Consider the following 22,420-nt stretch of genomic DNA (forward strand, 5'->3'; position numbering starts at 1 on the left):
CATGAGCACGGCAACCGCAACCACCCACTCGGCCAAGGAACACGCACGATCCCAGGCCACCGTCGCGCCTGCACCCACTGCGCCGGAGGGCATCTCGGAACTCACCTGGGCCGAGTCGGTCCCCGGCGGCAGCTACACCACCAAGGTCCTCGCTCGCGGAACCCGGCTGCGCCTCGTCGACGTGAACGGTGACGCCTGCGCCAATCTGCTGCTGTACCGCGCCGACGCACCATGGGAACGGCTCAACACCGCCGACACCGTCAAGGTGCCGTGGCAGGCGTATCTGAGCTCGGGTCATCCCCTGCTCTCGGACCAGGGCCGTGTTCTGGCCACCGTCGTCGGCGACACCTCCGGCCGCCACGACGCACTGTGCGGCACCACCTCGACCGCTACCAACGTCGCCAAATACGGAGACAGCGGACCACATTCGTCGGCTCCGGCCGGTCGAGAACTGTTCACCCTCGCCGCGGCCAAGCACGGACTCGAACCGCGGGACGTCGCGCCGTCCCTGTCGTTCTTCCACGGCGTCACCGTCGCCGCCGACGGCGCTCTGGTCAGCACCGGATCCGCAGGAGCGGGCAAGTCGGTGGATCTGCTGATCCACCTGCCGGTGATCGTGTTGCTCGCCAACACCGCTCACCCACTCGACCCGAGGTCCGAATTCCCCACCACCGCCCTCGACGTGTTGGCCTGGCGGGCACCGGAGGAGCTGCTCACGCTCGACAACACCGAACCCGAATATCAACGCGCAGTGCAGAACACCGAGGACGCATGGAAGGCAGCACAGTGACCACCAGTGCAGTGATCGTGAAAGACGAGATCGCCCCCGCTTTCGGTCCGTGGTCCGCCGTGGTCGAAGCCGGTGACATCCTGACGATCGTCGACCTGTACGGCAATCAAGCCGTCGACACTCTGCTGTACGGCGCGCACGATCGTTCCATCCGATACTCCGCCGCCGCGACGGTCTCCGCGCAACAGAACCTGTTCCTCACCACCGGTTCCGTTCTGCGCAGCGATGACTCGACGCCGCTGATGACGATCGTGGACGACGAGGTCGGCAACCACGACACCGTCGGCGGTGCCTGCTCCAAGGAGTCGAACACCCTGCGCTACGGCCACCACACTCAGCACCAGCACGCCTGCGTCGAGAACTTCCTGATCGAGGGATCCAAGTGGGGCCTCGGCAAGCGAGATCTGGCACCCAACATCAATTTCTTCATGAACGTGCCCGTCGACGCCGACGGGACCCTCGGCATCGTCGACGGTCTCTCGGCTCCCGGGAAGAAACTCTCACTGCGTGCCGAGATCGACACCCTCGTGCTCGTCTCCAATTGCCCACAGATCAACAACCCCTGCAACGGATTCGACCCCACTGCGGTCCGGATGATCGTGACGCGAGAGTCGGCGGGGGCATGAAGGCGACCAAGATGACAGTCCACCGGCCGGGAATGCTCACCACGGTGCAGGACTGGCCGGGCCGCATCGGGTACTGGAAGGTGGGCGTACCGCCATCGGGACCGATGGACGACCTGTCGTTCCGGCTCGGCAACGTCGCCCTGGGCAACCCCGAGGGCACTCCGGGACTCGAATCCACCATGGCCGGGCCGGCATTGACGTTCGATGCCGACACCTACGTCTGCGTCACCGGTGCCGCGGTACCGGTGCGCATCGACGGCCGCGCGGCCCCGCAGTGGAAGCCGGTCCTGGTACCCGCCGGTGCCACCCTCGATGTCGGCACCACCACCGGTGCGGGTCTGCGGGTCTACGTGCTCGTCCAGGGCGGCTTCGATGTCGACGACTACCTCGGCAGTGCAGCGACGTTCACACTCGGCAAGTTCGGCGGACATCGCGGCGGCGTGCTCGGCGAGGGCGACGTCATCGCACTGGCCGGCCGCTCCGACAACCCCGCCGTTCTCGGTCCGATTCCCATGGAACACCTGCCGGTGCTGACGTCGAGCTGGGACATCGCCGTCACCGAGGGCCCACACGGCGCACCGGAGTTCTTCACCCGCGACGACATCGACACCCTCTACGCCACCCGCTACGAGGTGCACTTCAACTCCGATCGCACCGGAGTCCGACTGATCGGACCGAGGCCACAGTGGGCTCGGCCCGACGGCGGCGAGGCCGGACTGCACCCGTCGAACATCCACGACAACGCCTACAGCGTCGGGGCGTTGGACTTCACCGGCGATACCCCGATCCTGCTCGGACCCGACGGTCCGAGCCTGGGCGGCTTCGTCTGCCCCGTCACCGTCGTGGCCGCCGAACGCTGGAAGCTCGGTCAACTGAGGCCGGGCGACACCATCCGATTCGTTCCCGTGAAGGCCGCGTCCACGGCGCCGCTGGGTTCACTCGGTCTCGCTCGCCGCGCGTCTCTGCCCGCGGTGTTCTCCGCAGGCGGCGACGGCGACGACGGAGTGATCGCTCGACGCGACGCCGATACGTGCGTCACCTACCGTCGCTCGGGCGACGACAACGTGCTCGTCGAGTACGGCGACATGAAACTCGATCTGGCCCTGCGCGCCCGGGTGCATGCCCTCCATCAGCGCGTCGAGGCCCTCGCGCCCCGTGGCCTGGTGGACCTGACTCCCGGGATCCGCTCGTTGCAGGTGAAGGTGAATCCCGATGTACTGTCCATCGATTCGTTGATGGGTCTGCTGTCCGAGGTCGAGAACGAACTACCCGCGGCCTCGGAGCTCGTGGTCCCCAGCCGCCAGGTTCGGCTGCCGCTCTCGTGGGACGACCCCTCGACCCGCGAGGCCATCCAGCGCTACATGCACGGTGTGCGCGCCGACGCCCCGTGGTGCCCCTGGAACATCGAATTCATCCGGCGGATGAACGGACTCGATTCGGTGGCAGAGGTGTTCGACACCGTCTTCGCCGCCGACTACATGGTCCTCGGTCTCGGTGACGTGTACCTGGGCGCACCGGTGGCGACACCGTTGGATCCGCGGCACCGACTGGTGACGACCAAGTACAACCCGGCGCGCACGTGGACGCCGGAGAACGCCGTCGGTATCGGCGGAGCGTACCTGTGCATCTACGGCATGGAAGGTCCCGGCGGCTACCAGTTCGTCGGACGAACCACGCAGGTGTGGAACCACAGTGCCGCCTACAGCGGCGGACCGTTCGAGGAAGGCACCCCGTGGCTGCTCCGGTTCTTCGACCGAATCTCCTGGTACCCGGTCGAACCCGAGGAACTGATGGACCTGCGCGCAGATCTGGCGGCCGGCCGCGGCGGCGGAGTGCAGATCACCGACGGTGAGTTCTCCCTCGCCGAGCACGAGAACTTCCTGGACACCAACGCGGACTCCATCGCCGAGTTCCGCGCGACGCAGGCCGTCGCCTTCGGTGCCGAACGCGACGCATGGTCGGCAGCAGGCGAATTCGATACGATGAAAGGCAGGACCGATGCAGCCTGAGGTACGAGAACGAGTTCTGCAGGCATACAAGCGAATTGCCGAGGTCGATCGGCCGGAGGTGTGGATCACCCTGCGTGACGAGGACGACGTGCTGGCCGAGGCCGTCGCCCTCGACGAGGCGGTCGCGGCCGGTGCGGATCTACCGCTCGCCGGAGTACTCGTCGCAGTCAAGGACAACATCGACGTCGCCGGCCTGCCCACCACCGCAGCATGCCCCGAATTCGCCTACACACCCGGCATTTCCGCCGTCGCCGTCGAGCGACTGACGAGCCAGGGCGCACTGGTGCTCGGCAAGACCAACCTGGACCAGTTCGCCACCGGACTGGTCGGCACCCGCAGCCCCTACGGCGCGGTCCGCTGCGCCTGGGATCCGACACTGATCTCGGGAGGCTCGAGCTCCGGTTCCGCCGTCGCGGTGGCACTGGGCATCGCGGACATCGGAATCGGCACCGACACGGCCGGATCGGGTCGAGTGCCCGCAGCCTTCCACGGCCTGGTGGGCATCAAGAGCTCACTGGGTATCGTGCCGAACACCGGCGTCGTGCCCGCCTGCGCCGACTACGACTGCGTCACAGTTCTCGCGCGCGATCTGGACAGTGCCACTGCGGCGATGAAAGTCATGACCGGGCCCACCGCCACCGATCCACGCAGCCGGGCCTGGCCTTCCGACGTACGGCTCGCCGCGTCCCCGCAGTCCCGCGTCGCCGTCCCACGAGGTGAGGATCTGACATCGCTGAGTCCGGCGTACCGTCGGGCATTCGAGGCGACGGTGGCCGGCCTGGCAGAGAAAGGTATTGCCCACGCCGAGGTCGACATCTCGACGCTGCTGGACGCGGCAACACTGCTGTACGACGGAGCGATTGTGGCCCAGCGGTATTCGGCCGTCGGAGAGTTCCTCGACACCGCGCCTGCCGGTGCCGATCCCACGGTGTCCGCGATCGTTCGCTCGGCGGCAACGCCGTCCGCACACCGGTACGTCGACGATCTCGCCGCTCTCGCCGGAGCCGAGACCGCGGCCCGCGCACTCCTGAACGGGTTCGACGGCCTGCTGTTGCCCACCACCACCGAGCATCCGAGCATCGCTGCGGTGCAATCGGATCCGGTCGGCATCAACCGACGCCTCGGTACGTTCACCAACTTCTGCAATCTGCTCGACATGGCCGCGGTGGCCGTACCCGGAGCCTCGACGCACGACGGCAACCCGTTCGGCGTCATGGTCGTGGTGCCGGCATTCGAGGATCAGATCGCGATCGACCTCGCTGCACAGTTGAGCGGCGTCGCGTCACCGTCGCTGATCGACGACGGTATCGAGGTGTTGGCCGTCGGAGCGCACCTGCGCGGCTTTCCCGTGCACCACCAGCTGACCGATCGCGGTGCACGCTTCATCGGCGAGGTGACGACCACGGCGGACTACCGACTCGTGGATCTGCACACCACCCCGCCCAAGCCCGGTCTCGTGCGGCGTGCGGGCGACGGCGCTCCCATCTCGGGAGAGTTGTATCGCATGTCCGCCGCCGCCCTCGGAACGTTCCTCGCGGGATTGCCTGCGCCGATGGGTCTGGGTCCGGTCGAGTTGTCCGACGGTCGCTGGGTCACCGGATTCTGCTGCGCGCACGACGCAGCCGAGAACGGCACCGACGTCACCGAATTCGGCGGCTGGCGCGCATACAGGGCTCAAGCCGGGACCGGTCTGCCTCCGTCGGTCGCCACGCGCACGGCGAGCAGTCCGAGCACCGTGCCCATGACGTAGCGCTGCACCCTCAGCCACGTGGGCCGAACGGCCAGGAACTGAGCGATCGATCCGGCCAGCACCACGATCGCCAGATTGACCGCGACTGCCACGGCGATCTGTACGCCACCGAGCGTGAATCCCTGCAGCAGAAGGTGTCCGGCCGCGGGATCGACGAACTGCGGGATGACCGAGATGTACATGATCGCGATCTTCGGGTTCAGTAGGTTGGTCACCAACCCCATCGTGAACAGCCGACGGGTCGAATCCTGTTGCAGCTCGGTCGGTTCGAAGGCCGACACCGAACCGCGCAGCGCCTGCACAGCCAACCAGGCGAGGTAGGCGGCACCGGCGAGCTTGACCGCGGTGTACAACGCAGGCACGGCCGAGAACACCGCTGCCAAGCCGAGATTGGTGGCGGTGAGATAGACCAGGAAGCCGAGCGCGACGCCTGCCAACGACACCAGTCCCGCCCGCTTCCCTTGCGAGATGCTCCGCGAGACGAGGTAGATCATGTTGGGCCCCGGGGTCAGAACCAACGCGAGAGCCACGGCGAACACTCCGAGAACAGCAGAAATCGAGACCATGCGGACAACTCTTCACGCCGACGTACCGACCGAGAAGAGCCAGTTACGGTGTCGTGGTCTCTATCCGGCACGCACGAGGGTGGCCACCCCGTCGGCGATCGCTGCCATCCCGGCTGCCGTCGGGTGCAACGGTGCCGCAGGATTCTGCGGGACGACCCCCTCGAAGTACCGCTGATCGGGGGCCACGCACACGTCGTGGCCGACACTCAGCGCCTCGGTGTCGACGAACTCGGCACCGTGCTCTTCGGCCTGGGTCCGCAGGGCCTCGTTCATGGCGGTGATGCTGCCCTGGATGTAGTCGGCGTCCTCGGGGAGCATCGGTTGGGTGGGGAAGCAGCCGCCGTCCGGCAGGTAGGTGCCGTAGCCGACCACGAGAATCCGCGCATCGGGCGCACGCTCGGCCACCGCGTCGAGCATCGCACCCCAGCTCGGTGCGCTGTCGGCGATCGCCGCGGCCACGGTGTCGACGCCGCCTGCGGTGAGGCGGTCCCTGCAGACGTTGGTGGCCGAGGTGTCCGCGAACGTCAGGCACTGCACGGCCGTCGAGACCAGCCCGATGTCGTTGCCGCCGATCGTGACGGTCACCAGATCGGTGTCCGGGCTCAGTGCATCGAGTTGCACCGGTACCTCACCGCTGGACGTGCCCTGCGGAGTGGAGACGATGTTCTCGGTGACGGCACCCGAGCAGGTGACGTCGACGAAGGAGCCCACGGCCAATTCCTCGACGAGCACGTGCGGATAGTTGGCGTCGGACTGCTGACAACCCGGTGCGCCGACCTGGTCGGGGATCCGTGGGCCGGACGCGGCCGAATCACCCAACGCGACGTAGTTCACCGGCACCGCCGCATCGGACGACCCAGCGGATGCTTCCGACGATCCAGCGGGCGCTTGCGATACCGGTGAATTCGAGGAGCAGCCCGCCAGTACGCAGGCCGACACAGCAAGACCGACGATAATTCCCTGGCTCCTCACAGCTTCGACGCTACAGCTGCCGGTAATCTCGACCGGGTTGTCCGGGACATACAGTCCATCGCATCGAACAGAGGAATTACATGATCACCGCGTTCATCAACCAGATCCTCAGCGGCTTCGGCTCCATTTCCGCTGGTAGCAGCGGCTTCGAGCTGGCACCGGGAACGCTGCCCTTCGGGCTGTAGAGACCACCGGAACGCTCGCCCGCGCGGGGCCGACGATTGTTTCGGTGCCGCGCGGGTACCCCCGCATCATGACTACCCAGAACGACGACCAGAAGAACGCCGACACTGCCCCCGAGGCAAAACCGGATGTGACGTCCGATCCGGCCGCAGCGGCCGAGGACAACGATTGGTCGAGCGAAGGCGGAGCCGTCGAAACCGGTCCGGCAACCGACGACGAGCGAACCGCAGGCAACTAGCCGATCAGACGGCGGGGAGCGGCCCGCAACGTGCGAACGTCGCCGTCGGCAACGATGTGTTCCACCGTCTCGCCTCGGGTGCGCATCGACTCGTCGACGGCGAAGTTCACGCGAGCATCGCCGAGCCAATCTACGCCGACGACGATTCCCACCGTTCCCTTCGGGATTCCGCTGCGCCACCGCACGTGGCCCAGATTGCGGACCGTGATCACGGTCTCTCCGATCTCGAAGTGCCCCATACGCCCCCCCGGCTCGATTCTTGCCGACCAGTAGACCTCGAGCGAACCCCCTGTTCAAGCGGCGCATCCGCGCTTACATCGACCTCTCACAGCCTCGACGCCAGTCGGCACGATCACAATCCGGCGATGTACCGAGTTCGGGCGATCTTTCACGCCGAGCGGTATTTTTCGCTTTCACCATTTGCTGCTACGGCAACATTTCTTGCCAACCGACAGCCTCTGTCGGACACTGTCCACATGACTACAGACACCGATCGACACACTCCGGTCGACGCGATCATCATCGGCGGCGGAGTCGCCGGACTCAGCGCCGCCGTGGCTCTCGGCCGTTCCCGACGCTCCGTTTCCATCGTCGACGCGGGCGATCCCCGCAACGCTCCGGCAGCGCATTCCCACAACTACCTCACCCGCGACGGGGAGTCGCCTCTCGAGCTGGTTCGACTCGGCCGAGACGAGGCGCGGCACTACGGCGCGCGCATCGTCGAGGGCATCGCGACGTCCGCGAATCGCACCGACACCGGGTTCGAGGTGAGTCTCGCCGACGGTTCCGTCGTCCGCGGCCGCCGCCTCCTGGTCACCACCGGTCTCACCGATGTCCTGCCCGACATACCCGGCCTGGCCGGTCGCTGGGGGCGCGACGTGTTGCACTGCCCGTACTGCCATGGCTGGGAGGTACGCGATCGCAGGATCGGCATCATCGGCAGCGCCATGGTCGGGCACCAGGCCCAGATGTGGCGTCAACTCACCGAGCACGTCACCGTGTTCGCGCACACGGCAACGGAATTGGCGCAGGCGGATCTCGAGCGACTTGCCGCCCGTGGCATCGAGGTGGTCGACGAGGAGATCGCTCGGGTCGATGTCGACAACGACGCCATCGTCGGAGTGACCCTCGCGAGCGGCACGCAGATCCGGCTGGACGCGCTGGTCGTGGGCCCCAACTTCACCTCCCGCGCAGACATCCTGGTGTCGCTCGGGATCGGCACGACCGAGATGGTCATGAACGATCACGTCCTCGGCACGTATGTCGAGGCCGATCCCGTCGGTGCCACATCGGTGCCCGGGGTGTGGGTTGCAGGCAACGTGGCCGCGCCGATGGACACCGTGGTGGCGGCGTCCGCGGCCGGAGTCAAGGCAGGTGCCGCGATCAACGGTGACCTGATCGAGGAAGAGGTCCGCATGGCCGTCGAACGAGCGAAGGCGATCGCTTCCTAGCTACCGAGGGCCGCCGCCAGGCCCTCCTCGATCGCCGGCTTGCGAACTCCGAGCTCGGCGAGGGTGGCGTCCTCGTTCTCCAGCAGTGCCAGCAGAATGTGTTCGGTACCGATGTAGTTGTGCCCCAACCGAAGCGCCTCGCGGAAGGTCAGCTCCAGAGCCTTCTTCGATCCCGCGTCGAACGGGATGAGGGCGGGCAGCGGATCCGCCGGTTCCGGTAGCGTGGCAGCCACTGCCGTGCGGATCCGTTCGGGCGTGAGGCCCTGAGCGCCCAGCAGTTTCACGGCCACTGCCTCGGGTTCACCGAGCAGGCCGAGAATCAGGTGCCCGGTCGTGATTCGGTCGTTCGCGGCGGCCCGCGCCTCGTTCTGCGCGCCGACGACCACGTTGCGAGCCCTCGGGGTGAAGCGCGAGAAACCCTGATTGGCATCGAGATCGGCGGGACCGTCGCCCCCCTTGGCGACGAAGCGCTTCTGCACCGCCTGCTTGCTGACCCCCATGGACGCACCGATGGCAGTCCAGGACGCCCCGGAGCGACGCGCTCGGTCGACGAAATGTCCGATCAGGTGATCGGCGACCTCGCCGAGGGCATCGGCGGCGATCACCGCGCCGGAAAGCTGGTCGAGCGCATCGGTGTGCACTTTCTCGATGGCCTCGATGAGGTCGTCGAGACGGACGGGGTTGGACATCTTCAATGGTTCGGTCATTCGTCAACCCTAGGTTGACGACTCCAAATCGTCAACACTTGGTTGACGCCGCGATGAAATCGCAACATCTGTTGACGTTCTTCGCCCGCCAGGTCCGACTTCGTACCCGAACACGCTGCGCAAAGACGTATATTCACCGATGAAGGTGCCGCGAACAGCCATGCGAACGCCACGCGCGAGAAGGAAGTAGGTCCTTCGATGAACACGAAGGTCGCTGCGCCCTTCGCCATGCACACCAAACGGATCGCCGGACTGGTGGCAGTGGTCGTCGTCGCGAGCACCGTCTTCGTTCTCGGCGACGCCGGAGTGCGGGCCGGTGTCCTCGCGACCGTCGCCGTCGGTTCGGTACTGGCCATCAGCGCCGCGATCCGTCGATACCGTCCCGACGACTCGCGCTGTTGGTGGGCACTGTTCGGTGCCTCGGTGCTGTTCATGTTCGGGGTCTCGCTGCGCAGCGATCCCACCGCACTGAGTCATTCGTTCCCGCTGCTGCCGGATCTGTTCACACTGACCGGGTACGCACTCGTCGGGTACGCACTCTCGCGGTGGATCCGAGATCGTCAGTCGATCGACGACATCACTCCGCTCGTCGACGCCGGCCTGATCTTTCTCGGCACCCTGTTCCTGTCGTGGTTGCTGTTCATCTCCCCGGGCCTCGAATCTCCTCGTTCATCGGCATCGACGGTGGTCAACGGTTTGTATCCGGCGATCGACGCAGCGCTGATCACCTTGACCACCTACCTGCTGTTCTCGTCCAAGCCCCGTACCGTTGCGCTGCAGTGGGCCCTGATCGCACTCGTCGCGACACTGGTCGGCGACGTCTCGTACGCCTTCGCGGCCACCACCGACGACGCTCCGTCCTCGGGATTGCTCGACGGCATCTACCTCTTCGCGTATCTCTCCCTGGCGATGGCCGCCCTCGATCCGTCGATGCGCACCGTCTCGCAGCGGCAGACTCCTGCACCGGCGCACAGCAGCCGCCGCGTCGTGTTCGTGGTGACGCTGCTGGTCGTCTGCGCCACGGTGCCGCTGCTGGGCTCGGCAGTGTCCACCGGAGATCTGATCGTCCGGTCCCTGTTGCTCGCATCGATCCTGGTGGGCGCATTCCTACGCGGCGAGCGTGCGCTGACCCGAGTGCAGGTCGGCGAGGAGCACGCGAAATACCTGGCCGCTCACGACCTGTTGACCGGCCTACCGAACCGCACGATGCTCGACGAGGAGTTCACCCGGCTCGAGCGGACCCAGACTCCGGGACGCACGTGCGTCCTGTTCGTCGACCTCGACAACTTCAAGATGGTCAACGACTCGTACGGCCACCGCGTCGGCGACGAACTCATCGTCGCCGCAGCGGGACGCATCCGCGCCGCAGTCGGTGCCACCGACACCGTGGTCAGGTACGCCGGTGACGAGTTCGTCGTGCTGACCCGCCGCGATCGCGGTGGAGCGGAAGCGTTGGCCCGACGCATCATCGATCGGACGAACGAGCCGTTCCCCCTGAGCGCCGCGACGGCATACGTCACGGCCTCGGTGGGAATCGCAGACGCGGACCGATTGCACGACGCCATCCGCGAGGCCGACACCGCGATGTATCACGCCAAATCGCTCGGTGCGGCGCGGTACGCGTTCTTCGACGAGTCGCTGCGTGCGCGAGCGACGTCCGCGATCGAGACCGCCACCGCATTGCGCGGCGCGATCAGACGCGGCGAGCTCGAGGTGTACTACCAGCCGATCATCGAAACCACCTCGCGTACCACCGTCGTCTACGAGGCACTCGTGCGCTGGAACTGGCAGGGGCGAGTGCGCACCCCCAACGAGTTCATCCCGATCGCCGAATCGACCAATCTCATCAAGGAGATCGGCGAATGGGTGCTGCGCACCTCGATATCCGATCTGGTGACACTGCGTTCCAACGGGCAGAAAGTCACCATGTCGGTGAACGTCTCCCCGCTGCAGCTTCGAGACGATTCGTTGCCGGTCATCGTCGCCCGACTACTCGACACGTACGGCCTCCACGGAGCAGATCTGGCCCTCGAGATCACCGAGAGCGTCCTGATCGACGACATGGGCACGGCGAAGAGCGTTCTCGACCGACTCGCCGCGATGGGTGTGCTCATCGTTCTCGACGACTTCGGTATCGGCTACTCCTCGCTGAGCAGGCTGCGCGCGATGCCGATCGCGCTGCTGAAGATCGACAAGTCCTTCGTTCACGAGATCGGCAGTTCGGAATCGGACACTCAGCTGATTCGCGCCATCGTCGCCATGGCGTCGGCGCTGCCGGTGGCCACGGTGGCCGAGGGCGTCGAGACCGAGGAGCAGGCTGCGATCATCGAGGCTCTCGAATGCCGCTTCGCGCAGGGCTTTCTGTTCGGTAGACCTGCACCCGTCGCACACTGGCTTCTCGAATCCGCCGAGACCCGTCCCGGCAGGTGATCCGGATGTTAGCGTCGGGCGGTGTCTGCAATAGGAGTGCACCGCTCGACTGTCCTTGCCTGTGCCCTGCTGCTGGTGCCGCTCGCCGCGTGCAGTAGCGGCGAGAGTACCGATCCCGACTCCGCGGCCGAGAACAGCTGTGTCCTCGGTGCCAGTGGAGGTACGCCTGTGAACGCGACGCCGAGCGCGAGTTCGGGCGACATCTCCACCAATCCCGAAGTGGCGACAGGGTATCGATCGAACATGAGCCCGGTGGAGACCGCCTCGTACTCGGTCTCGACGGCCAACCCGGTCTCCACCGAGGCCGCGTGTGCGGTTCTGCGCGACGGCGGCACCGCGGCCGACGCCCTGATCGTTGCGCAGACCGTGCTCGGCCTCGTCGAGCCGCAGTCCTCGGGCATCGGCGGCGGAGCCTTCCTGATGTACTACGACGCGGCCACCGGTGAAGTACAGAGCTACGACGGCCGCGAGACCGCTCCGATGAGTGCCACCGGGGACTATCTGCGGTACATCGACGACGTCAATCGCACTCTGCCGCAACCCGATGCCCGTTCCAGCGGGCGGTCGATCGGCGTTCCTGGAGTGCTGCGCATGCTCGAGCAGGCCCACGACGATCACGGGACCAAGCAGTGGGGCGACCTGTTTCAGCCCGCAATCGGTCTCGCCGACAACGGAATCGAGATCAGCCCGCGCATGGCGTCCTCCATTGCCGACTCGGCACCGAAGCTCGCCCTCGATCCCGCGTCCAAGGAGTACTTCCTGCAGCCGGACGGCACCGGTAAGCCGGCCGGGACGGTTCTGAACAACCCGGCGATGTCGAAGACGCTCTCCGCCATCGCAACCGGTGGTGCCGACGCCTTCTACACCGGTGACATCGCGCAGGCCATCGTCGATGCGACCGCCGACACCACCGCAGGTCGCACTCCGGGACAGATCACGCTGGAAGATCTCGCCGCGTACGAGCCCAAGACCCGTACGGCCGTGTGTACCGAGTACCGCGATCACGACATCTGCGGGATGCCCGGACCGTCCTCGGGCGGTATCGCGGTGGCGTCGACGATGGGCATTCTGTCGAACTTCGATCTGGCGCAGTACGCGCCGACGGGGATGGACGCCAACGGCGGAACCCCGACGGCCGAGGGCGTGCACCTGATCGCCGAGGCCGAGCGCCTCGCCTACGCCGATCGTGACAAGTACGTCGCCGATCCTGACTTCGTTCCCCTGCCCGGTGGGTCGCCCGATGCACTGCTCGATCCCGAATACCTCAGCGAGCGAGCAGGACTGATCGACGAGGGCAGGTCCATGGGCACAGCGCAGCCCGGCGACTTCGGCCCGGTGCAGTTCGCCTCGTCCACCGATCCCGAGTACGGCACCAGCCACATCTCCGTCGTCGACAGCCAGGGCAACGCGGCCTCGATGACGACGACCGTCGAGTCGGCCTTCGGCTCGTTCCACATGGTCGACGGCTTCCTGCTGAACAATCAGCTCACCGACTTCGCGGCATCACCGGTGGCCGAGGACGGCACGCCGGTGGCCAACCGCGTCGAGCCGGGCAAGCGTCCGCGCAGCTCGATGGCTCCGACGCTGGTCTTCGACCGGGGCGACGACGGTGCGCGCGGCGATCTTGTACTCGTCGCCGGCTCTCCCGGTGGTTCGGTGATCATCCAGTTCGTCGTCAAAACATTGGTGGGACTGCTCGATTGGGGCATGGATCCGCAGCAGGCGGTGTCGATGGTCGACTTCGGTGCGGCCAACACACCGTCGACCAATTACGGCGGCGAACACCCGAACGTCTCGGGCGAGAACGATCCCGTGGTCGCGGCGCTCCGCGAGATGGGCCACCAGGTGTCGGTCGCAGACCAGTCCAGTGGACTGAGCGCGCTACAGCGAACCGACGGTGGCTGGATCGGTGGAGCCGACCCCCGCCGCGAGGGTGAGGTACTCGGCGGATAGCCGCGACCTCGGGTAGCGCTCAGCTCACGAATCGGTAGCCCATACCCGTTTCGGTGATGAGGTGCACCGGCGCGGCCGGGTCACGTTCGAGTTTCTGTCGCAGTTGGCCGAGATAGATTCGTAGATAGTGCGTTTCGCGCTCGTGGCCGGGTCCCCAGACGGTGCGCAGAATGTCCTTCTGCGACACCAGCTTGCCCTCGTTGCGTACCAGCAGTTCGAGTACACCCCACTCGGTGCGGGTCAGGTGCACGTTCGCACCATCTCGCACAACGGTTTTCGTAGCGAGATCGACGGTGAAGTCCGCGGTGACGACGACGGGGTCGGCGACGGAGTGCGGTCCGCGGCGCAGTGCTGCGCGCAATCGGGCCAGCAGCTCGTCCATGCCGAAGGGCTTGGTGACGAAGTCGTCGGCGCCGGCGTCGAGCGCTTCGACGGTATCGGCGGAATCGGTGCGCGCCGAGAGCACCAGGATCGGTACGTCGCTCCAGCCGCGCAGCCCGGCGATCACGTCGATTCCGTCGATGTCGGGCAGTCCGAGGTCGAGAATCACGATGTCCGGGTGGAAGTTCGCGGCCACCCGCAGCGCCTCACCGCCGCTCGCCGCGCTGACCACCTCGAACCCACGCACATTGAGATTGATCCGCAACGCCCGCACGATCTGCGGCTCGTCGTCGACGACGAGCACCCGCACCTTCACCTGCCCGCCGCCTTCAACTCGACCGTCATCGTCAGCCCGCCGCCGACGGTGTTCGATGCCGTGACGGTACCGCCCATCGCACGCACGAATCCCCGCACCACCGACAATCCGAGCCCGACGCCCACCGAGTTGTCCCGATCACCGAGACGTTGGAACGCGTCGAACATCGTGTCCTCGGCACCCTCGGCGATGCCGGGTCCGTGGTCGGCGACGGAGATACTGGCCCACTCACCGTGTGCGGCGGCACTGACGGTGATGTCGCCGACGGGGGCGTAGCGGGCACTGTTGTTCACCAGATTCGCGAGCACCCGTTCGAGCAGGCCCGGGTCGGCCAGTACCTCCACATCGCCCACCTCGACACGCACTCGGTCGTCCGCTCCGACCAGTGCGCCACCGAGCACGTCGTCGACGAACACCGGACGCAGGCTCGGCTGCACGACGCCTGCCTGAAGCCGCGAGGAATCGAGCAGATTGCTCACCAGAGCGGTCAACTGATCGGCCGATTCGTCGATGGTCGCGAGCAATTCGTCGGTGTCCTCGGGCGAGAACTGAACGTCGGTGCTGCGCAGAGACGAGGATGCCGCCTTCACCGCCGACAGTGGTGTCCGCAGATCGTGGCTGACGGCCGAGAGCAATGCTCGACGCAACGCGTCGGCCTCGGCGAGAGCGTTGGCTCGGCTGGCCTCCTCGGCGAGACGGCCCTGCCGAACCATGCCGGCGGCCTGGTTGGCCACTGCCGCGAGTACCCGCCGATCGTGCGCGTGTGTGCGTTCGCCGACGAGCAACAACGTGAAGTCGCCTGCGTCGACCTCGGTGTCGGCCCCGGCACGATCGACCGGAGCCTGCGCACCTGCGCTACCGACGATGGACCCGGACTGGTTGTCCCACAGAGCCACTCCGCTCTGGCGGTACGTTTCGCGGGCGCGTTCGAGGAGGGCGGTCAGGTCGGCTCCGCGCAGCACCGATCCGGCGAACAGCGTCAACAGTTCGGCTTCCTGGGTCGCCCGCCGTGCCTGACGCGTGCGTCGGGCTGCCGCGTCGACGAGCGCAGCGACGGCGACGGCGACGAGGAGCAGCACGACGGTGACAACGAAGTTGTCGGGCTCGGCGATGGTGAGGCTGTATCGGGGGGTGGTGAAGAAGTAGTTGAGCAGGAAGCCCGCGATCAGCGCCGACAGTGCCGCCGGCGCAACCCCTCCCAGCAATGCGACGCACAGCACCACCATGAAGAACAGAGCGCTCTCACCGCTCGAGTCGAAGTCGGGACCGACCGTGCTGAGCACTGCCGCGGCCAGGCAGGGCACCAGAACAGCGGCGACCCACGCCAGAATGCGGCGCCGTCCCGAGTCGACCTGCACCCCCCATCGCCGGGCCTGCTCGTCGTGAGTGACCATGTGCACGTCGATCTTTCCCGAGTTCTGCACCACTGCCGCGCCGATACCCTCGTCCAGGATTCGGGCGGCACGTGACCGTCTCGAGGTGCCGATCACCAGCTGGGTCGCGTTGACGCCGCGGGCGAAGTCGAGCAGGGTCGACGGCACGTCGTCGCCGACGACGCTGTGAACGCTGGCCCCGAGACCGGCGGCGAGCTTGCGCACCGAACCCATCTGCGGTGCCGACACACCCATCAGCCCGTCACCGCGGACGATGTGCAGCACCATCAGCTCCGCACTGGACTTCGAGGCGATCCGACTCGCTCGGCGGAGCAGCGTTTCCGATTCCGGTCCTCCGGTCACTGCCACCACCACGCGCTCGCGTGCCTCCCACGTGTCGGTGATGCGATTGTCCTTGCGGTACTTCACCAGTGCCGCGTCGACCTGATCGGCGATCCACAGTAGTGCGAGCTCTCGCAGGGCGGTGAGGTTGCCACCGCGGAAGTAGTTGCTCAGTGCGGCGTCGACCTTCTCGGCGGCGTAGACGTTGCCGTGTCGCAACCTGCTGCGTAGCGCCTCGGGGGTGATGTCGACCAACTCGACCTCGTCGGCGGCTCGAACGACGCTGTCGGGCACCGTCTCCCGTTGCGGCACTCCGGTGATCTGTTGCACCACGTCGTTGAGCGATTCGAGGTGCTGCACGTTGAGGGTGGAGATGACGTCGATGCCCGCGTCGAGCAGTACTTCGACGTCCTGCCACCGCTTGCCGTGCACACTCCCCGGCGTGTTGGTGTGCGCCAGTTCGTCGACGAGCACCACCTGCGGCTGTCGGGCCAGGACGGCGTCGAGGTCCAGTTCCTGCGCCGAGGACCCGCGATAGTCGACGGTCGCCATCGGCAGCACTTCGATGCCGTCGAGTGCGTCTATCGTCCGCGCGCGGCCGTGGGTCTCGACCACCGCGGCCACGACGTCGCAACCACGGCTCCGCAGTCGGTGCGCCTCGCCGAGCATGGCGTAGGTCTTGCCGACTCCGGGTGCAGCGCCGAGGTAGATCCGCAGCTCACCCCTGTCCGCCACAGCCTGTCTCCTCACCCGGCCGGTATGTGTCCCGTAGTGCCAGGTTCAACTCCGGAACGTTCACCGCTTCGGCACCGAGTACACCGTACTGCGGTCCGTGGGTGTACTCGGCGACCAGAGCCTCGACATCGCTCACCGACGCTCCGTTGACCTGCGCCACGCGCGCGACCTGGATGGCCGCGTACGCGGGACTGATGTCGGGATCGATACCCGACCCAGAACCGGTGACGGCGTCGGGCGGTACCGCCGACGGGTCGACGTTCTCGCGGTCGGCGATGGCGGCGCGGCGTTGCTCGACGAACGACGCCAGGACCTCGCTGGACGGTCCCTGATTGGTCGGCAGCGCAGCCGCGGGATCCCCGGGGACGAAAGGGTCGTCGTCCGACACCGACCCGGTGACGCGGGTGTGGAAGTACGGATCCGGCTCTCCCGGAGCGACCTGCGGATCGACGCCGATCAGCGAGCTTCCGACGACGCAGCCCTCGGCGTCGCGCAGCGGCGAACCCTCGGCGGAGTCGGTGCCGATGCGGCTGATGCCCCAGACCACGGCCGGGTAGCCGATGCCGAGAATGACGGTCAATGCCAGCAGCACTGCGAAGCCTGCCACGACCTGGCGGAGAAATCCCTGTACGAAGCGCATGGTCAGCCTATCCCTGGAATGTGTCGAACGAGTAGATCGATGAGCCAGATCCCGACGAAGGGGCTGATGACGCCGCCGACGCCGTACACCAACAGATTTCGGCGCAGCAGTGCTGCCGCCGAAGCCGGGGTGTACCGAACACCTCTGAGCGCCAACGGAATCAGTGCGACGATCACCAGCGCATTGAAGATCACCGCCGACAGGATCGCCGATTCCGGCGTCGCCAGATGCATGATGTTCAGTCCACCCAGCTGCGGATAGACGGTGGAGAACATCGCCGGCAGAATCGCGAAGTACTTCGCCAGATCGTTGGCGAGGGAGAACGTCGTCAGCGCGCCACGGGTGATGAGGAGCTGCTTGCCGATCTCGACGATCTCGATCAGTTTGGTCGGGTCGGAATCGAGGTCGACCATGTTGCCGGCTTCCTTGGCCGCAGAGGTGCCGGTGTTCATCGCGACACCGACGTCGGCCTGCGCCAGAGCCGGGGCGTCGTTGGTACCGTCGCCGGTCATCGCGACCAGCCTGCCGCCCTCCTGCTCCTGCCGGATGAGCGTGAGCTTGTCCTCGGGGGTCGCCTCGGCCAGGTAGTCGTCGACGCCTGCCTCGGCGGCAATGGCCTTGGCGGTGAGTGGATTGTCGCCGGTGACCATCACCGTCCGAATTCCCATGGCGCGCAGTTGAGCGAACCGCTCGGCGATGCCCGGCTTGACCACATCGGAGAGTTCGACGACGCCGAGAGCGCGTGCAGCAGAACCTGTTTCGCGGACGGCAACCACCAGCGGGGTACCACCGTTCTGGGCGATGTCGTGCACGGTGGCGTCGAGGTCCGCTGTGCCGCCGCCCTCACGGATCCAGCCGTAGACCGAATCTGCTGCACCCTTGCGGATCTCCATGCCCGGTAGATCCAGACCGCTCATCCGGGTCTGCGCGGTGAAGGCCACGAACTCGCCGCGCTCGGATTCGCTTTCTGTCGTTACGGATTCGAAGTCACGCTCGACCAGTTCGACGATGCTGCGCCCCTCGGGGGTACCGTCGGCCAACGACGACAACCGGGCGGCGCGCGCCAGCTCGACGGCATCGATGCCCGTAGCCGGGTGCAGTCCGGTCGCGCGCCGATTACCGAAGGTGATGGTTCCGGTCTTGTCCATCAGCAACGTGTCGATGTCGCCTGCCGCCTCGACGGCACGGCCGGACATCGCCAGTACGTTGCGTTGCACCAATCGGTCCATTCCCGCGATGCCGATGGCCGAGAGCAGTGCCCCGATGGTCGTCGGAATCAGGCAGACCAACAGCGCGATCAGCTGGATGGGATCCTGCTGCTGCCCTGCGTAATCGGACATCGGACCGATGGCCACCACCGCGAAGAGAAACACGATCGTCAGCGAGGCGAGCAGGATGTTCAGAGCGATCTCGTTCGGCGTCTTCTGCCGAGCCGCGCCCTCGACGAGGGCGATCATCCGATCCACGAACGTCTCACCCTGGGCTGCAGTGATTTTCACGACGATCTCGTCGGAGAGCACGATGGTGCCGCCGGTGACGGCGGATCGATCGCCGCCGGACTCGCGGACCACGGGTGCCGACTCGCCGGTGATTGCTGATTCGTCGACGGTGGCGATGCCCTCGATGACGTCACCGTCACCGGGGATGACCTCGCCTGCCGAGACGATCACCTCGTCGCCGACATTCAGTTCCGCACCGGCCACCTCGGTGACGACGAATTCGGCACCGGAGGGAGTGCGTCGTCGAGCAACGGTGTCCTGCTTCACTTTACGTAAGCTTGCTGCCTGAGCCTTGCCGCGCCCTTCGGCGACGGACTCGGCGAGGTTGGCGAAGAGCACGGTGAACCACAACCACCCGGTGACGAACCACGCGAACACCGACGGTTCGGCGATGGAGAGGACGGTGGTGACGATGGAGCCGAGGAAGACGACGAACATGACCGGGTTGCGGGCCAAGTGCCGTGGATCGAGTTTGCGGAACGCTCCGGGTACGGCCGTTCTCAGTGACAGGTTCATTGCATGGCCTCTGCTATGGGTCCGAGAGCAAGTGCGGGGAAGAAGGTGAGGGCGGCGACGAGGATCGCGGTACCGATCAGCAAGCTGCCGAACAGCGGACCGTCGGTGGGGAGGGTTCCTGCGTTCGGTGCGCTGCGTTTGGTCGTCGCCAGTGAGCCGGCCAGCGCCAGTACGAAGACGATCGGCAGGAAGCGGCCGAGCAGCATGGCGATGCCGAGGGAGATCTGGAACCAGTCGCTGGTCACCGTCAGTCCACCGAAGGCGCTGCCGTTGTTGTTGGACGCCGACGCATACGCGTAGAGCACCTCGGTGAACCCGTGGATGCCGGGATTGCCCTGATAACTCGTGGTGGATTCGAGAATCACGGTGATGGACGTGCCGACGAGCACGAGGATCGGCATCACCAGTACCGACAGCGCGGCCATCGTGATGGCGCGTCGGCCCAGTTTCTTGCCGAGGAATTCCGGGGTCCGGCCGACGAGGAGCCCACCGACGAAGACGGCGATGACCGCGAGCACGAGCAACCCGTACAGACCGGTGCCGACACCGCCGGGAGCGATCTCGCCGAACAGCATGTTCAGCAGCACGGCACCGCCGCCGAGCGCGGACATGCTGTCGTGCGCGGAATTGACTGCGCCGGTGGATGTTCCGGTGGTGGAGACGGCGAACAAGGCCGATGCCGGGATGCCGAAGCGAACTTCCTTGCCTTCCATCATCGCGCCGGCAGCCGTTGCTGCGACTCCCCGAGTACCGGACTCGGCATAGAGGGTGACCGCCAGCAGGACTCCCCACAGTGTTGCCATCACTGCAAGCAACGTCAGACCCTGCTTGCGGTTGCCGATCATGGTGCCGAAGGTGCGGGTGAGTGCAACCGGGATCAACAGCAGAGAGATGATCTGCACGATGTTGGTCAGCGGGGTCGGGTTCTCGAACGGATGCGCGGAGTTGGCCGCGAGAATGCCGCCGCCGTTGGTGCCGATTTCCTTGATCGCCTCCTGGGATGCAACGGGCGCAAGCGCATTGGTGACCGTCTGTCCGTCCAGGCCGGTCGAGGTGAAGCCGGTGGAGAAGGACATGATGGTGCCCTGCGTCAGTAGGATGACGGCCACCAGCAGCGAGAGCGGCAGCAGAATGCGCAGCGTTCCGCGGGTGAGATCGACCCAGAAGTTGCCGAGTTCACCGCCTGTGGACACACGTACAAAGCCGCGGATGACGGCGATCGCGACGGCGAGACCGACTGCGGCGGAGACGAAGTTCTGCACCGCAAGGCCCAGCGGCTGCGTCAGGTTCGACAGCGTGGTCTCGGGGACGTACGACTGCCAGTTGGTGTTGGTGACGAACGACGCCGCGGTGTTGAAGGCCATCGCCGGGCTGACCCCCGACAGGCCCCCGTTCAGCGGCAACACGCCTTGGATCCGCTGGAGTACGAACAGGAACACGACGCCGGCGAACGAAAACCCGAGCAGGCTGGTGGAGTAGCCGACCCACGTCTGTTCCGAGGACGAATTCACCCGGGCCACCCGATAGAGCAGGCGCTCGACACGCGTGTCGTGGGACGAGTCGAACACCCGGGCCATGTAGTCGCCGAGCGGCACGTACGCCACGGCCAGGACGACGATCACAGCGCAGATCTGGAAGAACCCAACCACGTCAGAACCTCTCCGGATCGAGGAGAGCGACGAACAGGTACACCGCGACGAACGCGGCCACCGTGAGACAGAGCAATTCGGTCATTGCTCGATCCTGAATCCCGCCACCGGCCACAGCCGGTTTCCTTACGCTTTCTTACGACCGCAACCAGCGGCTATGACGCAATATTTACGCCTACCGCTCCTCGATGTCGTCGACGCGTATCTCCACCACATCGCGATCGAGGGTGACGCCGAGCAGATCCGAGACGACATCGATCGCGATGGTCGCCAGCTCGTCTCCCGCAGCCTGCAGGTCGTCGCCGTACACCCCGATCACCGCGACGAACAGACCGATGCAGGCGTGGTCGTCGAGATGGAGGTCGATCTCGGTCGGCTGCGCACCGTGAACGTCCGCCAGAGCACGACGGAGCGTGGTCTTGACGATGTGGTCGCTGACCTGCAGCGAGTCCTGCGGATCGGCGCCGGAGCCGGCAGGAAAGGCGCTGTCGACGGGCCACGTACGCCTGGTCGTATTACGGACCTTCGAGATGATGGATGCGCTGATATCCACCCAATTCGGTTCCTGAGGTGCGTCCCGAAGTTCGGTGGCAGCACGCGCGAGAACCGAATCCGGCTCTACTGGGTTCGCCATGTTGCCAACCTTTCGCTCAATGTTGCTCGTGCTCTGGTCAACTGACCACGTACCGCTCCTGCGGACAACGTCATGATCGCGCCGATCTCCGGGTGAGTCAGGCCCTCGACCTCGCGGAGCAGCCAGCAGGCTCGCTGGCGGTAGGGCAGTTCGGCCAGTGCGACTCCGAGTTCGGCCATGAAGCTGTCGGCCTCGACATCCGCCTCGGGATCACTGCCCGCACCGGTGCTCTTTCGCTCGAATACCCAATCTTCTGCGGGAGGAACGCTGCGACGTCGTCGATGATCGATCACTTTGTGCGACACCAACGAGAACAACCATGTTCGCAGAGCCGAGTCGCCTCGAAAGTTGTCCAGCCCCTTCCACGCTGCGACGAACGCGTCCTGCACCACCTCCTCGGCCGCACCCTGATCGGACAGCATGTTTCGCGCGTACCGAAACATCTCCGGACCGTAGCGCCGGACGATCTCCTCGAACGCATCCGTCTCGCCGAGCGCGGCTGCGCCGACGAGTACGCGGTCCGATGCATCAACCCACTCCATCGGGCCCCCAGTTCACGTAGCGGTCATCGATCACGCATGTCTTCGATACCGGTTTACCAGCGGACGTAATCTATGACGTAGATCACTTTATTCGGACGTGCGTTTCGACCACCGAGCT

Annotated in this window: 20 protein-coding genes; 8 read left to right on the forward strand and 12 right to left on the reverse strand. The window is 66.1% G+C overall.

Going from position 1 to position 22,420, the window contains the following annotated elements:
• The first annotated feature begins 1 nt into the window (after window position 1).
• From CH306_RS07770 to atzF, 4 genes are read left to right on the forward strand one after another with little or no spacing between them, the layout of a single operon-like run.
• Window positions 2–790: an urea amidolyase associated protein UAAP1 gene (locus CH306_RS07770; protein WP_094646182.1), complete on the forward strand. Its 789-nt coding sequence runs from the start codon at window positions 2–4 to the stop codon at window positions 788–790.
• Window positions 772–1,416 (forward strand): urea amidolyase associated protein UAAP2, encoded by a 645-nt coding sequence (locus tag CH306_RS07775; protein WP_032396865.1) that lies wholly within the window; start codon window positions 772–774, stop codon window positions 1,414–1,416. Before CH306_RS07770 ends, CH306_RS07775 begins: the two co-directional genes overlap by 19 nt.
• Window positions 1,413–3,425: a 5-oxoprolinase/urea amidolyase family protein gene (locus tag CH306_RS07780; RefSeq protein ID WP_094646183.1), complete on the forward strand. Its 2,013-nt coding sequence runs from the start codon at window positions 1,413–1,415 to the stop codon at window positions 3,423–3,425. Before CH306_RS07775 ends, CH306_RS07780 begins: the two co-directional genes overlap by 4 nt.
• Window positions 3,415–5,175 (forward strand): allophanate hydrolase, encoded by a 1,761-nt coding sequence (atzF, locus tag CH306_RS07785; RefSeq protein ID WP_094646184.1) that lies wholly within the window; start codon window positions 3,415–3,417, stop codon window positions 5,173–5,175. The genes CH306_RS07780 and atzF overlap by 11 nt, the downstream gene beginning before the upstream one ends.
• On the opposite strand, the gene CH306_RS07790 is transcribed toward atzF, so the two are convergent.
• Both CH306_RS07790 and CH306_RS07795 read right to left on the reverse strand, forming a co-directional pair.
• Complete coding sequence (locus CH306_RS07790; RefSeq protein WP_045197604.1) at window positions 5,100–5,741, reverse strand: LysE family translocator; 642 nt, start codon at window positions 5,739–5,741, stop codon at window positions 5,100–5,102. The genes atzF and CH306_RS07790 overlap by 76 nt on opposite strands.
• Window positions 5,742–5,801: 60 nt before the next feature.
• On the reverse strand, window positions 5,802–6,713 hold the full coding sequence (locus tag CH306_RS07795; protein WP_256981087.1) for an SGNH/GDSL hydrolase family protein: 912 nt from the start codon (window positions 6,711–6,713) through the stop codon (window positions 5,802–5,804).
• A gap of 253 nt (window positions 6,714–6,966) precedes the next feature.
• Here CH306_RS07795 and CH306_RS29020 point away from each other — a divergent pair, with 253 nt between their 5' ends.
• On the forward strand, window positions 6,967–7,134 hold the full coding sequence (locus CH306_RS29020; RefSeq protein WP_176459194.1) for a hypothetical protein: 168 nt from the start codon (window positions 6,967–6,969) through the stop codon (window positions 7,132–7,134).
• Here CH306_RS29020 and CH306_RS07800 read toward each other — a convergent pair.
• Window positions 7,131–7,346 carry a hypothetical protein gene (locus CH306_RS07800; protein ID WP_032397313.1) on the reverse strand — a complete coding sequence of 72 codons (216 nt, stop codon included), beginning with the start codon at window positions 7,344–7,346 and terminating at the stop codon, window positions 7,131–7,133. The genes CH306_RS29020 and CH306_RS07800 overlap by 4 nt on opposite strands.
• A gap of 264 nt (window positions 7,347–7,610) precedes the next feature.
• Between CH306_RS07800 and CH306_RS07805 the strand changes: the two genes are divergently transcribed.
• Entirely contained in the window at window positions 7,611–8,585 is a 975-nt protein-coding gene (locus CH306_RS07805) for an NAD(P)/FAD-dependent oxidoreductase (RefSeq protein ID WP_094646186.1), read from the forward strand.
• Here the strand turns inward: CH306_RS07805 and CH306_RS07810 are convergent.
• Complete coding sequence (locus tag CH306_RS07810) at window positions 8,582–9,292, reverse strand: Clp protease N-terminal domain-containing protein (RefSeq protein ID WP_179272817.1); 711 nt, start codon at window positions 9,290–9,292, stop codon at window positions 8,582–8,584. The two genes, CH306_RS07805 and CH306_RS07810, sit on opposite strands and share 4 nt — an antisense overlap.
• A 198-nt stretch (window positions 9,293–9,490) precedes the next feature.
• Here CH306_RS07810 and CH306_RS07815 point away from each other — a divergent pair, with 198 nt between their 5' ends.
• Together CH306_RS07815 and ggt are read left to right on the forward strand one after the other, a co-directional pair.
• Window positions 9,491–11,722: a putative bifunctional diguanylate cyclase/phosphodiesterase gene (locus tag CH306_RS07815; RefSeq protein WP_094646187.1), complete on the forward strand. Its 2,232-nt coding sequence runs from the start codon at window positions 9,491–9,493 to the stop codon at window positions 11,720–11,722.
• Between the two features lie 21 nt (window positions 11,723–11,743).
• Window positions 11,744–13,675 carry a gamma-glutamyltransferase gene (gene ggt / locus CH306_RS07820; RefSeq protein WP_094646188.1) on the forward strand — a complete coding sequence of 644 codons (1,932 nt, stop codon included), beginning with the start codon at window positions 11,744–11,746 and terminating at the stop codon, window positions 13,673–13,675.
• A 19-nt stretch (window positions 13,676–13,694) separates the two neighbouring features.
• Here the strand turns inward: ggt and CH306_RS07825 are convergent, their stop codons facing one another.
• From CH306_RS07825 to CH306_RS07860, 8 genes are read right to left on the reverse strand one after another with little or no spacing between them, the layout of a single operon-like run.
• The gene (locus CH306_RS07825) at window positions 13,695–14,372 is read right to left on the reverse strand and encodes a response regulator (protein WP_094646189.1); all 678 of its coding nucleotides are present in this window, start codon (window positions 14,370–14,372) and stop codon (window positions 13,695–13,697) included.
• The gene (locus CH306_RS07830; RefSeq protein ID WP_094646190.1) at window positions 14,369–16,822 is read right to left on the reverse strand and encodes a sensor histidine kinase; all 2,454 of its coding nucleotides are present in this window, start codon (window positions 16,820–16,822) and stop codon (window positions 14,369–14,371) included. The genes CH306_RS07825 and CH306_RS07830 overlap by 4 nt, the downstream gene beginning before the upstream one ends.
• Window positions 16,806–17,462 (reverse strand): potassium-transporting ATPase subunit C, encoded by a 657-nt coding sequence (locus tag CH306_RS07835; RefSeq protein ID WP_094646191.1) that lies wholly within the window; start codon window positions 17,460–17,462, stop codon window positions 16,806–16,808. Before CH306_RS07835 ends, CH306_RS07830 begins: the two co-directional genes overlap by 17 nt.
• Window positions 17,463–17,464: 2 nt before the next feature.
• Window positions 17,465–19,477, reverse strand: a complete 2,013-nt coding sequence (gene kdpB / locus CH306_RS07840) for a potassium-transporting ATPase subunit KdpB (RefSeq protein WP_094646192.1) — start codon at window positions 19,475–19,477, stop codon at window positions 17,465–17,467.
• Entirely contained in the window at window positions 19,474–21,126 is a 1,653-nt protein-coding gene (gene kdpA, locus CH306_RS07845; RefSeq protein ID WP_032396875.1) for a potassium-transporting ATPase subunit KdpA, read from the reverse strand. Before kdpA ends, kdpB begins: the two co-directional genes overlap by 4 nt.
• 1 nt (window position 21,127) lies before the next feature.
• Window positions 21,128–21,241, reverse strand: a complete 114-nt coding sequence (locus CH306_RS07850) for a potassium-transporting ATPase subunit F (protein WP_256981088.1) — start codon at window positions 21,239–21,241, stop codon at window positions 21,128–21,130.
• 60 nt (window positions 21,242–21,301) lie between these two features.
• Window positions 21,302–21,760 (reverse strand): hypothetical protein, encoded by a 459-nt coding sequence (locus tag CH306_RS07855; RefSeq protein ID WP_045197616.1) that lies wholly within the window; start codon window positions 21,758–21,760, stop codon window positions 21,302–21,304.
• The gene (locus tag CH306_RS07860; RefSeq protein WP_032396877.1) at window positions 21,745–22,302 is read right to left on the reverse strand and encodes an RNA polymerase sigma factor; all 558 of its coding nucleotides are present in this window, start codon (window positions 22,300–22,302) and stop codon (window positions 21,745–21,747) included. The genes CH306_RS07855 and CH306_RS07860 overlap by 16 nt, the downstream gene beginning before the upstream one ends.
• Window positions 22,303–22,420: the final 118 nt, after the last annotated feature.

The organism is Rhodococcus sp. 15-725-2-2b (genome assembly GCF_002259075.1).
GTDB lineage: Bacteria > Actinomycetota > Actinomycetes > Mycobacteriales > Mycobacteriaceae > Rhodococcoides.